Raw genomic sequence first — 13,573 nt, forward strand, 5'->3', positions numbered from 1 at the left:
AAGACCGCACCGGCCAACACCGTCGGCCACAGCTTGCCGCCCGCGGGCAGCGCCCGATTGTGCTTGGCGCGCACCAGCCAGTCCGCCGGCGTGCCGAGATCGCGCGCACGCACCATGAGGTCGCGGATGTCGGCCTCGCGGTCGGCGACATACACCAGCCGCGTCGCGGGCAGCTCGGCCGCCAGCTCGGCGACGCGCGCATACCCCTCGAGCCAACGGACGCTTTCCTTTTCGCCGGCACGGGTTCCGTCCGGCCCTTTCGGTCGGCGTGCCCACATCCAGGCATCCAGCACGCCCAGCGGCTCGCGTGCCGGGCTTACGGCATACGTCGGATGCAGGTACATCCCGCGTTGCGCTTCGTAGCTCAACGGCCCGAGCCCGGCGATCCCTTGGCCGTTGAAGTCCAGCTCCGCGGTGTCCTGCAGACACAACACCACCGGGTGCGCCGCCATGCGCGTGCGGGTGCACCGACGGTGCGGCTCGAGGATGTCCATCCAGTCGTACGCCTCGGAGCCGAGAAACCGATACGCCGCCTGCGTCTCGCCCCAACCCCGGCAGGCCTCGGGGATGCTCGCCGTCGGGCGCTCCGCCAAGCGCTCGATCAACTGCACGGCACGCCGCTCGCGGCGTGTATCGCCCAGATCAAGTCCTTGAAATTCCGCCTCTGCCCAGCCCATCGCCGCCCCCGGAAAACATCCAAAAGCGATATCTTAGCCTGTACACCTAAAGTTGTGTGTAATGGGATGAGCCAAAAGGGGTTCTGTCTCTTGGCCCAACGGAGGATCCGACCATGCCCTACGAAAACCGAAACATTCGCAGATACTCGCGGAGATCCCACCGGGCGGGGAAGCGTCTCACGCCTATTGACGGGCAGCGGTTGGAACGGGAGATCCGGCCCGGACATGCTTTCACTGCCGCAGCTTGACAACGTGCTCGAGCAAACCAGTCTCCGGGACGGCCGCTCGATTTCAACTTCAGTTACCATAAGGCCCGTGACTGTCTCGCCATGCCCTACAACGAACTCCTCAGCGCTGCGGCAATCACGCTTACGCTCGTGGCGTTCTACCCGTATCTTCATGGCATCATCCAAGGAATAGTGAAGCCGCACGTATTCTCCTGGGTCATCTGGGGGAGCACGACCTTTGTGGTCTTCCTCGCTCAGCTCCAGGCCGGTGGCGGAGTTGGCGCCTGGCCCATCGGGGTTTCCGGCGCAATCACGCTCCTGATTGCCGTACTTGCCTACCTCAAGCGAGCGGATCTCACCATCACGGGAGCGGACTGGTTTTTCCTGGTTGCGGCTATCTCCTCTCTTCCGCTGTGGTATGCGAGCTCCGATCCCATGTGGGCAGTGGTTGTGCTCACCGCAGTCGACCTTTTGGGCTTCGGGCCAACGGTCAGAAAAGCCTATGCGGCACCTCACTCAGAATCATTGACCTTCTTCGGCATCTTTGCGGCGCGCAACATCATCGTGGTCATGGCACTGGAGCACTCTTCCGTCGCGACGGTCTTGTTTCCTGCCGCCATCGCAGTAGCCTGTATCTTTCTCATGATCCTAATCGTCTATAGAAGAAGGGTTCTGGCGGCAACACCGCCTTGAAGCTTGGAGCACCCACGTCGCCTATACCATGACACAGGGGGTCTTTCAGGTTTTCTGGAGCAGGGTATCGACGAACGATGCGGTTGCATTCGCCAATGTCCTGCCAGTACGCCCCGTTCGTCAGCTCAAGGCCTTGTCCGGCCCGGCTCCACCTCGCCACGACATTGGCGCCGGGAGCTCCCGGCAACGAGGCATCGCAGTACGGCGTCGGCCCCACGCGATGTCGACGGCCGCAACGACGCGGGCTGTCGAGCATATTGACCAGGACGAGGGCATCACAGGCTTTGAAGTATGCCGGGAACGCAAACAATGTCGTGAAGGTGTCCATTCCGCCGCCGATCATGAGCAGCCCGCTGTCGAAACCGTATGCGGAGCAAGTCGCAACAACGCTGCATCCCATTTCGATGTCTCCAAGTGGGTCCCGATCCGGATCTCTGCTCGACGCGACCCCCTGGGAGTGCCCGCACCTCAGCGCTCCCGCAGCAACCACCGTCCCGACCCGTAATCCGGCGTGTTGGTCCCGGGGATGGCATCGTAGACCTTGCCGTCGCGGATGATCCGACGTTCATCGGACCCGTAATCCGGGGTGCGTGTGCCGGGAATCGCCGGATAGACGATGCCGTTGCGCTCAATCAAGAGCGGCCCGCCGTAGTCCGGGGTATCGGTGCCGGGGATCGGGCGGCGGATTTCCGTGTCGGCCGAGGCATGCATGACGAACCCGGCCCCAACACTCAGCAAGGCTAACCACAGGACCGATCTCGCCAACAATGTCATGCAATCATCTCCTTGTTCACCACTCGCTCTGAATCCGCGCTTGGAGCGGAGCGTGTAGACGATGACACAACGATGCGACACAACCTGTCGGATCTGCCCGCCCGCCGTTTCGTTCGGCGTCAGACCACGGTCACCTCGTCGCCCACCCGAATCAACCCACCCTCGCGCACCCGCAGGCAGTGACCGCCGTAACGCCCGAGTGCCTTGGCCATGCCGGCACCGGCGACCCGATCCAGATGCCCGCAGGGCGGACGCACCCGATGCCACGTCAACAGCGCCTCGCCGATGCGCAGGCTCCGGCCCCGTAGCTCGACCCCGATCAGACCGGATACAACCAGGTTGCGCCGATGCTGCCCGGCGTCGAGCGGCAGTCCATGTCGGCGCTCGGCGCGGAGCAGCTCCTCGGCCAGGATCAGGGTGACCTGACAGCCGTCGGTGAGCCGCCAGAAGCCAAGGCCCAGGGCATAGCGATCCTCCGACAGGCCTTGGTCGACGAGGGCCAGGGTCCGCTCGCAGGCGCGCATCGGCGCCCCGGCCGCATCGGCGACGAAGATGGCGGTCACGCGACCGCCGGGCGCACGGCGGCAACACCGAACGAACTGCTTGAGTCGCGCGTTCAGGCGGTCAAGAAACATGGACGCGATCCCCCGTGACACCATGCCCTCCGGAGTTATTGTCAAATCTGGTGTATGACCATAGGGCCAGAGTTTGATCAGGCGGCTTTCCGTTGCTCCTCTTGGGTCTCCGGTGGGTCGTCGGACACCGGAATCCCGTCGTCATAGTGTGCTCCACCGAGCAGCTCGGCCATTTTCTCGGGGGCACGGATGCGCCGCCAGGTCTTGGCGGCCTCTTCGCTCATCTTGAAAGCCAGACCGAGGAAGGTTGTGCGGGTGACGCAGTTCTTGGTCCGGCCGGTGCGATGGCGCACGGTGGCGAAGGTGGACTCGATGGGGTTGGTGGTGCGCAGGTGCACCCAGTGCTCGGCCGGGAAGGCGAAGAAGGCGAGCAGGGCCTCGCGGTCCTTCTCGAGCTTCTCGGTGGCCTTGGGGTATTTGGCCCCATAGCGGTTGATGAAGCGCTTGAAGGCTTGCGTGGCCTGCTTGCGGGTCGGTGCCATCCAGATCGCCTGCAGATCCGCCTTCGCCTTGCCTTGCAACGACTTGGGTAAGGCATTGAGCACGTTGCCCATCTTGTGGAACCAGCAGCGCTGAGGCACGGTCTCGGGGTAGACCTGATCGAGCGCACCCCAAAACCCCAGCGCCCCGTCGCCGACGGCCAGGCGCGGACCCGCCGGCAGACCACGTGCCTTGAGGTCGCGCAGCACGTCGAGCCAGGATTCGGTGGATTCGCGCAACCCGTCGCCGATGGCGACCCACTCCTTGGTGCCGTCGGGCCTCACCCCGATGATCACCAGCAGACAGAGCTTGGGATCGTCGCTCTCGCGCAGCGTCGTGTAGATGCCGTCGACCCACCAATAGGCGTACTGCCGGCCTTCGAGGCTGCGCTGGGTCCAGTCCTTGTACTCCTCGGCCCACGCCGCCTTGAGCCGGCCCAGAGCCGCCGCGGAGAGCCCCTTGGCGTCCTCTCCCACCAGCACCTCCAACGCCTCTCCGAGGTCGCCGCTGGAGATCCCCTTCAGGTAGAGCCACGGCAGCGCCGCGGCGACCCGCGCGCTGCGGCGCACGTACGGCGGGGCCAGCGCCGAGTTGAACTTCACCCCGGCCCCGGAGCGATCGCGCACCTTGGGCACCTGCACCTCCACCGGTCCCACCGTGGTGAGGATCTCGCGCGCCGGCAGATAACCGTTGCGTACCACCGCCCGGCGCCCGTCCATCAGCGACACCGCGGCAAACTCCTCGAGCAGCTGCTCCACCTCCGCCTCGAGGGCCCGCTGCAGGATGTCGCGCGCCCCGCGGCGCACCAGCTCCTCCAGCGGCAGGCCCAGCTCGGCCAGCACCTCGCCCCGATCCCCTCTTGCACTCCGGGCCCTCGTACTCGTATCGTCGCTCATGGCGCACCTCTATCGTTGCTGCTTTGGGTCTCGACAACCACATTGTCAGCAACGGTGCGCCGCCTACTCAAGCTCTATAAGTCCCCGCTCATACACCAGAATCGAGCATAGCTCATGCCCTCCCCGTTGGATCGATAATCTTGCACCCTTCGTTGGTCTCGGGCAGCGTTGGGCATTCCCCGTGCAGCAAGATGGTTGGCCGCATGACCACGCTCTTCTCGATCATCGAATCCCCGAACCATCCTCGCTTCGACGCCCTTTATGAGCGTCTCGGCATCAGCCAGGTCAAGCTCGCCTCGCAACGCAAGGCGTTGCAGGCACTCAAATCCATGACGCCGGACTGGATCGTGGCGGAGTTCTTCTACGGTTTCGGCAACAACTACGCCGGTGCGAATGTCAGCAACCTGGACGTCCTTCTCGCGGCCGTGCACAAACAGGCACCGTCGGCACGAACAATCGTGCTGGTCGGCAAGGAACAGGCGCAATACGTCCCGCGATTGGCCGAGCGCTTCCGGATCCATACCGTGTTGACCTTGCCGGTCACCGAGGCCGACCTCGAAGCGGTGCTGCGGGCGACTGAACCGCCATAGCCGCGCTCGAGCACACGGCCCGCTGACCTTGCGGGGAATAAGCGGCGTAATCGCCGCATAATATGCGGCGAATTGGTTGCATCCGCGAGGATGGTCGCCCATGATCTGCGGATGAACCGCGGTGATGATGAATACATCTGGCAAGCCGGCGACTGGCCGCACTGGCGTTACGACCTTGGGGCACTGGCCGGCCCGTTGGCTGAGGTCAGTCGCGCCCAGGGGCTGCTGCTGGGGCGTCTGACGGATGTCGGCATGGATCTGCGCACCAGGGCAAGTCTTGCGGTGCTCACCGAGGATGTGGTCAAGACCAGCGAGATCGAGGGCGAGTCGCTCAACGTCGCATCGGTGCGCTCAAGTATCGCCCGCCGCCTGGGAGTGGACATAGGCGCTCTGACTGCGGTCGATCGGCACGTCGAGGGCCTGGTCGAGTTGGTGCTCGACGCGACCACCAACTGCCACGCCCCGGTTACGCCGGAGCGGCTGTTCGGCTGGCATGCCGCATTGTTTCCGACCGGCTACTCCGGACTCTCCCGGATCATCGTTGCTGACTGGCGTGACGATGCCGGCGGTTCGATGCAGGTGGTGTCCGGCCCCATCGGCCGTCAACGCGTGCATTACGAGGCGCCGCCCGCCGATCGCCTGGAAGCCGAAACAGACCGGTTCCTATCCTGGATCAATGGCGTCTCGAACGATCCGCCTCTCATCAAGGCAGCCCTCGGCCATCTCTGGTTCGTCACCTTGCATCCGTTCGATGACGGCAACGGTCGTATCGCCCGTGCCATCGGCGATTTACTGTTGGCGCGTGCCGATGGCAGTCCGCAGCGCTTCTACAGCTTGTCGGCGCAGATCCAGCGTGAGCGCAAGACTTACTACGACGTCTTGGAGCGCACCCAGAAGCGGTCGATGGATGTCACCGAGTGGCTGGCCTGGTTCCTCGGCGCACTGCATCGTGCCGTCGATCAGTCTCAATTCACTCTCGATGCCGTGCTGACCAAAGCCCGCTTCTGGCAGCGTTGGGCCACGACGCCGATGCACGATCGGCAAGTGAAGGTGCTCAACCGGTTGCTCGACGGCTTCGAAGGCAAGCTCACCAGCCGCAAGTGGGCGGCCATCGCCAAATGTTCGGCGGATACGGCGCTGCGTGATATCAACGATCTGCTGGCGCGTGGCGTGCTGCGAAAAGCAGACGCGGGCGGGCGTAGCACCAGTTATGCGCTGAGCGACCCGGCTGAGTAGCCACGCCGTATCATCCTCAATCCCTCGGGAAATACTGCTTCGATCCGCTCTCCCGGACGCAGTAGATCCCGCCCTTCGGCCCCGTGCAGAGCCGCCCCGAGTCGCACGGACAGGTGCCCGAGCTCGGCTTCGCGGGCACGACCGTCGTCCCGCCGTCGCGCCAATCCCAGGGCGCGATCGGCCGCGGGCCGGACCAGAGTCCGAGCCTCTCGCGCGCCGGCGAAGGACCTCGATGGCCGCCAACAGCGCTGCCGGCCCCGGTGCACACTCCGAACCCCCGCCATGTGAACTCGTCCGTGAGCCAAAAACACCCCGTGACCGGCGCTAACTGCTCTTTTGGATTCACGCTTCGTAGCGCAAGCAAGAGGCATCGGGACATTTCGGGTCTGCCTGGTCCCGTTGACACATTGCATTAGCGCGCTTAGCCTTCGGCCATACCCGCACCGCGCACTCGGAACCAAGGCGTTGCAATCCGACCGTGTTCCCGTTGCGTTTGTGATCTCATCCGACTGGACGACTCGATGGACTGCGGATGTGATGCTGTGCCGGGCTCGTAGCGATGGGCAGCCGCTCATGCCATCAATACCGGATGGTCGGCTTGACCCCGAAAGGACTGTCGGAGGTTCACCATTCGCCGGCAGAGGTGCGGCGTGCCGAGGTAAGACGCAGGTGTCGGCGCGCGATCCTGGACGGCGATCAATTCACTGGGGCGCACGGGAAATCGGCTCCAAAAAAGTCGATCTTGACCCACCTCGTTCCTGCGTCTTGCATCGACTTGTGTTCTCCGATTGCCATGATCGAACCCCTCCTGCTGACGACTGCCCGCGTTTCGACATTTTTCGGAACCCAACGTCTCACCGGCGCGAGCGGGTTCTTCTTTGAACGCGACGCGCGTCTGTACTTGGTCACGAATCGGCATGTCCTGATCGACACACCGAGCCGTCACCTCCCGGATCGGATCGAGATCGAGGTTCACACCGACGCGGAGAACCTGACGCGCTCGGCCGTCCTCTCGGTGCTGCTGTACCGTGACGGAAAGAGTATTTGGCATCAGGGACAGGATGCCGCGGGCGAGATCGATGTCGCCGTGATCGAGCTGGACCGCGCTGCATTGCCGGCAGCGGTGGCGTTGCGGTGCTTCACACCGGCACATCTGGTGCACTCGCTACAAGAGGTCGAGGTCGGTACGCCCTTGCTGGTCGTGGGCTTTCCAATGGGATTCCACGACACCCTTCACCACTTGCCGGTGGTGCGGCAGGCCGTGATCGCTTCGTCGTTCGGCTTGCGCTTCCAAGGTCAAGGATTCTTCCTCACAGATGCGCGAACGCATCGCGGCACCAGCGGCGCACCCGTCGTGATGCGGGACGCTGACGGGGATGCGCAATTACCCTGGAAACTGCTCGGCGTGCATTCCGCACGACTGGACATAAGCGGCGGGGACATGCGGGCCGAGGAGTCGCTGGGCCTGAATTGCGCATGGTACGCCGATATCCTGCTTACCCTCACCACCGGGAATCACGCGCGATAGCGGGTGCCGGAAAGGCTTGCTTTCCAAAAAAGGTGATCAAGCCTCCAACCGCAGTTGGGCAGCGCCCGGCCGACGCAAAGGACAAGCCATATCCGGTGTTGCACCGCGCCCTGGCTGTTGCTGTTGAGCCCCTTGTGTACGCTGCCGAACAGACCTGCTGATGACATGCGCCCAGCATGTGACCCACGCGCCGTCCGCGGCACGGCAGCACTGGAGTGGCGACAGAGATGCAGATTCGTGTCGGTTTCGAGATGCAGTACCGGTGCCCCGGCCCGACACCGATGATCCTGGCGCTCAACATCCACTATTCGCGGGCATCCGACCTCGTGCGACCGGATCATCTCGTCACGCACCCCGCCGTGCCGATCACCGCATATCGCGACCAATTCGGTAACTGGTGCAGCCGCCTGGTCGCACCGCCGGGGCGCTTCGTGCTCGGCACCATTGCGCTGATCAACGACACCGGCAAGCCCGATGTGGTAGTCCCGGGGGCCACCCAGACGCCGGTCGAGCACCTGCCGGAATCGACCCTGGCCTACCTGCTGGGCAGCCGCTATTGCGAGACGGATCTGCTGTCCGACATCGCTTGGCAGCAGTTCGGCGACGGGCCGACCGGCTGGGCCCGCGTGCAGGCGATCTGCGACTTCGTTCATCGGCACATCGAGTTCGGCTACGCGCACGCCCGTCGCACGCGCTCGGCACGGGAGGCGTACGAGGAGGGACGGGGGGTTTGCCGCGACTATGCTCACCTGGCGATAACGTTCTGCCGTTGCATGAACATTCCCGCCCGGTACTGCACCGGTTATCTCGGCGATATGGGCACGGAGCAGCCCCACGGGACCATGGACTTCGCCGCCTGGTTCGAGGCCTTCCTGGGCGACCGCTGGTACACCTTCGATGCGCGCAACAACATACCGCGCGTCGGCCGCGTACTCATCGCTCGGGGCCGCGACGCCTGCGACGTCGCCCTCGCGAGCACCTTCGGGCCAAACACCCTGGAGCGCTTCAAGGTCTGGGCCGACGAGGTCGTCGGGCCATGACCTACTGCGTCGGCGTCAAGCTCGATGAGGGCCTGATCTTCGCCAGCGACTCGCGCACGCATGCAGGTGTCGACAACTACGCCAGGTTCTGCAAGATGACGGTGTTCGATCGCCCCGGCGAACGGGTGCTGGTGCTGCTGAGCTCGGGCGGATTGGCCGCCACGCAGACGGTGATCAACCTGCTGCGTCGGCGCGCCACCGGCGAAACGCCGCATATCTGGAGTGTCGACTCTCTGTTCGACGTTGCCAATCTGGTGTCGGATGCGATGCGCGACATCGAGCGCCGCGACGGGCCCTTCCTGGAGAGCGGTGGCCTGAAATTCAACGCTTCCTTCATCCTCGGCGGTCAGATCGCGGGTGAGGACATGCGGCTGTTTCGGATCTACGCCGAGGGCAACTTCATAGAGGCCGGCACCGACACCCCCTTCCTGCAGACCGGAGAGGCCAAGTACGGCAAGCCAATCCTCGACCTGGGGGTGATCTCCAGCGCAACACTGGAGGACGCCACCAAGTGCGTGCTGGTGTCCTTCGACTCGACGATGCTCAGCAATCTCTCGGTGGGCATGCCGATCGACTTGCTGTGCTACGCCCGAGACAGCCTGCGGGTCACGATGAAACGCCGCTTCGCCGAGGGTGACGTCTACTTCGACGCGCTGACCCGGCAGTGGCTCGAAGGCACGCGCAAGATCTTCCGCGAGCTGCCGTCGCTGCAGTGGTAGCTGGAAATCCGAATGGGTGGTCGATGGCCTGCGCCGCTGACTGACCGGGCGTCCGACGGCGCAGACGCCGAGGAGTTCGCCGATACGATCGTGGCCGTCCGGCAGACGATCACTCAGGCCCTACACCGGCTTATCAGGCCTTGAGGCGTGGCGGCCGCAGCTGCGGCCTGAACCTCACCGCGGCCGACCTTGAAGCGGTCCTGCGGTCTCTGTAGGGGTAGAACAAGCAGTCGTGTCACCAGCCGCCATTTCCGCGTAGATTCAGCATCTGAGTCCATCTGAGGTGTTGATCATCCGCCTTGGCCTGGAGCGGTCAGTCGCGCTACTGACGCGGGTAGCGGAAAGTCCGGTCTGCTTCTGAAGTGACAAGTCACCGCGACCCGGATCTGCCTCTTGGCACCTCGTCTTCGGCGACCGCTCCGGACGCGTAGCGGACGCTAGCGGTCACGCTACGGATAGGCCGGTTATGTTAAGGGTTATCAGATGCCTACCGCCGCGGGATGACGGTGGAGGCTGGCACGGCATTGAAGCGGGCTGACGACTAAGACTCGGAGCGCGAGCGGCGGTAGGCATCTGATAAGCCTTAACAGTTGCCGCCGTTAGGGTCACCTGAACCGATCCAAGACCAGCTGGACCGCAGGCAGCCGCAAAAGCGGTGGACGAATCCGGTAGAGTCAGCGCGGATTACTCCGAGGAATTCCCGTGGAATAAAGTGACCGACAACACCCACGCACCGTCTATAGCTCACTCCGCATAGATCATGGTGCGGGTCATACCGCCATCGACGACCAGGTTCTGGCCGGTGATGAATCCGGCACTCGGGCTGGCGAGGAAGCGGACCGCCGCCACGATGTCGGCAGGCTCGCCCACGCGCCCGACGGCATGCTGGGCCTGGTCAATCGAGCGGTGGTTCGGGGCGCGTCGGTGGGCCGACTTCTGGAGGGGGCCCGTCTCGATCCAGCCGGGGCTGACCGCATTGACGCGGATCAGCGGCCCGAGACTGATAGCCGCGGCATGGGTAAAGGCCAGTAGCCCGCCCTTGGCCGCAGCGTACGCTTCACACTGGGGCTCCGACTGCAGGGCACGGGTCGAGGCGATGTTGACGATGGTGCCCCGGCGCGCGCGCAGCCCCGGAATGGCCGAGCGTGTGCAGAGGAAGGCCCCGGTCAGGTGACCGTCCAGCCAGCGCCGCCACCCCGCGAGCGACAGCGCTTCGAGCGGGCCGCTCACCGGGTCGGCGAGACCGGCGTTGTTCACCAGCAGGTTCAGCCCGGCAGGCTCGCCCGCCAGATCCTGCCACGCCTCGAGCGCGGCGAAGGCAGCGGCAACCGCCGCCTCCTCACCCACGTCGGTCGCCAGCCCGAGCAATGCGCGACTCCCCGAATCGGCCGTCAACTCGTCGAGGGCCTCGGCATCGCGGTCGAGCACCACCACCCGCCACCCTTCGGCCAGGAACGATTGTGCCAGGGCGCGCCCGATGCCTTGCGCACCGCCGGTGATGAGCGCGAGGGAAGCAGTCATGATCGAACGGACTCCTCGATGAGTCCCGCCGCGCGACGATCCAGCATGCGGCCGGGCAACGGTGATGCGCTCAGCCGGCGGCACCCCGAAAGGATCCATCGATCGGTTGATGCTCCCGCCTGCGTCCGGCCACTGGCCCCGACCTTGATCGAGATCGCTTACATCGTCAAGGAACGCCGGGGAGTCGAACGCTTGCGCACCGCCTGGAAGCAGGCCGCCGATGCTATGACCTTATCATGGGGAACACCGAGCAACTATTCTTCGGAGAAGTCCCCGATGACAGCCCCAACCATTCCCCGCCTGAACCTGGCCCACCTGCCCACGCCCATCGAGCCGCTGCCGCGGCTCTCGGCCCTGCTCGGCGGTCCTCGGCTCTTCATCAAGCGCGACGACCAAACCGGCCTCGCGCTGGGCGGCAACAAGACCCGCAAGCTGGAGTTCCTGGTGGCCGAAGCGCAGGCGCAGGGGGCTCGTACACTCGTCACCGCGGGTGCCTGGCAGTCCAACCACTGCCGCCAGACCGCCGCGGCGGCGGCCCGCTGCGGGATGGACTGCATCCTGGTGCTGACCGGCGAGCGTCCCGCCGAAGCGTCCGGGAATCTACTGCTCGATCACCTTCTGGATGCGCGGATCGTCGCGACGCCCGATCGCCGCGACCGCGATCGTCTCCTCGCGGAGACCTTCGAGACGGCCGCGGCGCAGGGCCAAGCCCCGTACCTGGTCCCCTACGGCGGCAGCAACCCGACCGGAGCACTGGGCTATGCCTTTGCGATGCAGGAGGTTCTCGCGCAGGGGATCGAAGTGGATTGGATGGTCTTCGCCACCTCCAGCGGCGGCACCCAGGCCGGGCTGGTCTTAGGACAACGCGTCTTCGGGTACGGCGGGACACTCCTCGGGATCAGCATCGACGAGCCGGCATCCGCGCTGAAGTCACACGTAGCCGCCCTGGCGAGCGATGCGAGCGCCGCGTTGGGACCACGCATTGACTTCGGCGCCGAGGACGTGCGCGTCGACGATCGCTACTGCGGACCCGGCTACGGCGTGATGACCGACCTCGAGCGCGAGGCGATCAAGATCTTCGCCCGCACCGAGGGCATCCTGCTGGATCCGGTCTACACCGGGCGTGCCGCCGGCGGTCTGCTGGATCTCATCCGCGGGGGCTTCTTCCCGAGCGATGCGCGCATCCTGTTTTGGCACACCGGCGGGCAGCCGGCGTTGTTTGCCGAGCCGTACCGCCATGCGCTGAGCGAGACACCCATCGAGCATGCGTCGGGGGTGGGTTGAGAGCACGCTCCCGATCGTCGGTGACAGAGTGCTCGAACCATCCGATTCATCGTAGCCCGTCACAACCTCCGATAGTTCTCCACATACCTGTTTCCCTTGCCCTGAATACGCCGGATCCGCCGGTTGCGCTCGATCTCCCAGGCATCGGGCGGATCGGCGTTGTTCCAGACCGCATAGAGCTTCTCGTCCTGCCGACTCAGGCGAAAGCCATAGATATCGCGCATGTAGAACATCGTCCGGGCAATCTCGCCGCGAACGGCATCGGGGGGTTGAACCCGGCGCAGGACCGGATCGAAGCGGATCGCGCAGTCGCCCAGACGCTGCCCGAAGCGCAGCTCGCCCCAGTTGAAGTTGGAGCGCGCCGCGTTGATCGCACCGACCGCCGGGACGAGGTTGTGAAGATCGTTGTGGGCCGTGACGAACGTCGGATCGACCCGCTCGCAGCAGGCACGTCCCGACAGGGTGTTGCCGCCGTCGCTCCGACACTTGGAAAAGGCGGCAGGCTCCCGCCAACACCGCCGGAAATTGCCGAACTGAGATGCCGGGAAGACGTGCTCGGCCTCGACCCGTTGTGCGCGGCTGCTGCCGTCCAACGTGCCGAGGCCGCATCCCGGGAGATCGGTTCGGCCATTGCGATCGTAACGACAGCCACAGTAGAAGGTGATCCGGTGGCCGCTATAGACGGTGTCGTAGAGCGCTGTTCGAGCCTCACTGAAGCTGAGCGCAATGCCCGACTGACCGGTGTTCGATGCATCGGGCAGGTCGAACCGCCAGAGATCCCCGGGCAACCAACCCGGCACCTGCTCGGCCACGACGCGACCAAGCTCCCGGATGTCCACCCCGTCCAGGTCGGATAGGTCGGACAGCCAAGAGCCAACCCCGGCGGTCGTACCACGCACGACATCCAACAGCAGCGTGCGGATATCGCGCGTGATCGCGATCGCGCGCTGCGCATGCTCGGGCAAGGTCTGGACCAGCGACTGAGGCAGGAACGAGACCGAGCCGATGAGGGCCAGCCCGATGCCAAGATTGCGCAGTCCGATCAGACTGCCCTGAAGGGTCGGAACGAGACGGGCGAGACCCGAGATCCGCGGAGATTGGCGTGGTGAAGGGCGCTTCGGAGACGGGCGACGGGGCATCGGGGACGGGTCGACTTTACAGCGGGGCGGCCAAGGACTCTAAGGAAACGCTGATTAAATCACTCCCACCAAAGGGGCTCGATTGCTAAAATAGAGCATCGTCACCGACCATGGAGACCCCTGGGCATGATGAA

General features: G+C 64.8%; 13 protein-coding genes. 7 read left to right on the forward strand and 6 right to left on the reverse strand.

Annotated elements, in window-relative coordinates:
* On the reverse strand, nucleotides 1-677 hold a 677-nt coding region (locus BLV04_RS23520), incomplete at its 3' end, for an IS4/Tn5 family transposase DNA-binding protein (protein ID WP_139192035.1).
* 329 nt (nucleotides 678-1,006) lie between these two features.
* On the opposite strand from BLV04_RS23520, the gene BLV04_RS23525 reads away from it, so the two are divergent.
* Complete coding sequence (locus BLV04_RS23525; protein ID WP_093038486.1) at nucleotides 1,007-1,597, forward strand: hypothetical protein; 591 nt, start codon at nucleotides 1,007-1,009, stop codon at nucleotides 1,595-1,597.
* 468 nt (nucleotides 1,598-2,065) lie between these two features.
* Here BLV04_RS23525 and BLV04_RS23535 read toward each other — a convergent pair whose 3' ends face one another.
* The 3 genes from BLV04_RS23535 to BLV04_RS23545 form a co-directional block, all read right to left on the reverse strand.
* Nucleotides 2,066-2,371 carry a hypothetical protein gene (locus BLV04_RS23535; RefSeq protein WP_093038489.1) on the reverse strand — a complete coding sequence of 102 codons (306 nt, stop codon included), beginning with the start codon at nucleotides 2,369-2,371 and terminating at the stop codon, nucleotides 2,066-2,068.
* A gap of 119 nt (nucleotides 2,372-2,490) precedes the next feature.
* Nucleotides 2,491-3,006, reverse strand: coding sequence for an MOSC domain-containing protein (locus tag BLV04_RS23540; RefSeq protein WP_093038491.1), 516 nt, complete (start codon nucleotides 3,004-3,006; stop codon nucleotides 2,491-2,493).
* 77 nt (nucleotides 3,007-3,083) lie between these two features.
* On the reverse strand, nucleotides 3,084-4,382 hold the full coding sequence (locus tag BLV04_RS23545; protein ID WP_093038493.1) for an IS256 family transposase: 1,299 nt from the start codon (nucleotides 4,380-4,382) through the stop codon (nucleotides 3,084-3,086).
* A gap of 203 nt (nucleotides 4,383-4,585) precedes the next feature.
* Here BLV04_RS23545 and BLV04_RS23550 point away from each other — a divergent pair, with 203 nt between their 5' ends.
* The 5 genes from BLV04_RS23550 to BLV04_RS23570 all read left to right on the forward strand — a co-directional run bounded on the left by BLV04_RS23550 (nucleotide 4,586) and on the right by BLV04_RS23570 (nucleotide 9,495).
* A complete protein-coding gene (locus BLV04_RS23550; RefSeq protein ID WP_093038495.1) occupies nucleotides 4,586-4,972 on the forward strand; it encodes a hypothetical protein in 387 nt (128 codons plus the stop codon).
* A gap of 111 nt (nucleotides 4,973-5,083) precedes the next feature.
* Nucleotides 5,084-6,208 (forward strand): Fic family protein, encoded by a 1,125-nt coding sequence (locus BLV04_RS23555; protein ID WP_093038498.1) that lies wholly within the window; start codon nucleotides 5,084-5,086, stop codon nucleotides 6,206-6,208.
* 793 nt (nucleotides 6,209-7,001) lie between these two features.
* A complete protein-coding gene (locus BLV04_RS23560; RefSeq protein WP_093038500.1) occupies nucleotides 7,002-7,736 on the forward strand; it encodes a S1 family peptidase in 735 nt (244 codons plus the stop codon).
* A 227-nt stretch (nucleotides 7,737-7,963) separates the two neighbouring features.
* Nucleotides 7,964-8,776: a transglutaminase-like domain-containing protein gene (locus BLV04_RS23565; protein WP_093038502.1), complete on the forward strand. Its 813-nt coding sequence runs from the start codon at nucleotides 7,964-7,966 to the stop codon at nucleotides 8,774-8,776.
* Entirely contained in the window at nucleotides 8,773-9,495 is a 723-nt protein-coding gene (locus tag BLV04_RS23570) for a proteasome-type protease (protein ID WP_093038504.1), read from the forward strand. The genes BLV04_RS23565 and BLV04_RS23570 overlap by 4 nt, the downstream gene beginning before the upstream one ends.
* Before the next feature lie 744 nt (nucleotides 9,496-10,239).
* On the opposite strand, the gene BLV04_RS23575 is transcribed toward BLV04_RS23570, so the two are convergent.
* Nucleotides 10,240-11,016 carry an SDR family oxidoreductase gene (locus tag BLV04_RS23575; RefSeq protein WP_093038506.1) on the reverse strand — a complete coding sequence of 259 codons (777 nt, stop codon included), beginning with the start codon at nucleotides 11,014-11,016 and terminating at the stop codon, nucleotides 10,240-10,242.
* 276 nt (nucleotides 11,017-11,292) lie between these two features.
* Between BLV04_RS23575 and BLV04_RS23580 the strand changes: the two genes are divergently transcribed.
* Nucleotides 11,293-12,300 (forward strand): D-cysteine desulfhydrase family protein, encoded by a 1,008-nt coding sequence (locus BLV04_RS23580; RefSeq protein WP_093038510.1) that lies wholly within the window; start codon nucleotides 11,293-11,295, stop codon nucleotides 12,298-12,300.
* A 59-nt stretch (nucleotides 12,301-12,359) separates the two neighbouring features.
* On the opposite strand, the gene BLV04_RS23585 is transcribed toward BLV04_RS23580, so the two are convergent.
* Complete coding sequence (locus BLV04_RS23585) at nucleotides 12,360-13,439, reverse strand: endonuclease (protein WP_093038508.1); 1,080 nt, start codon at nucleotides 13,437-13,439, stop codon at nucleotides 12,360-12,362.
* Between the last annotated feature and the right edge of the window lie 134 nt (nucleotides 13,440-13,573).

The sequence above is a fragment of the Thiocapsa roseopersicina genome, from assembly GCF_900106925.1.
In the GTDB taxonomy this organism is placed as follows: Bacteria; Pseudomonadota; Gammaproteobacteria; order Chromatiales; family Chromatiaceae; genus Thiocapsa; species Thiocapsa roseopersicina.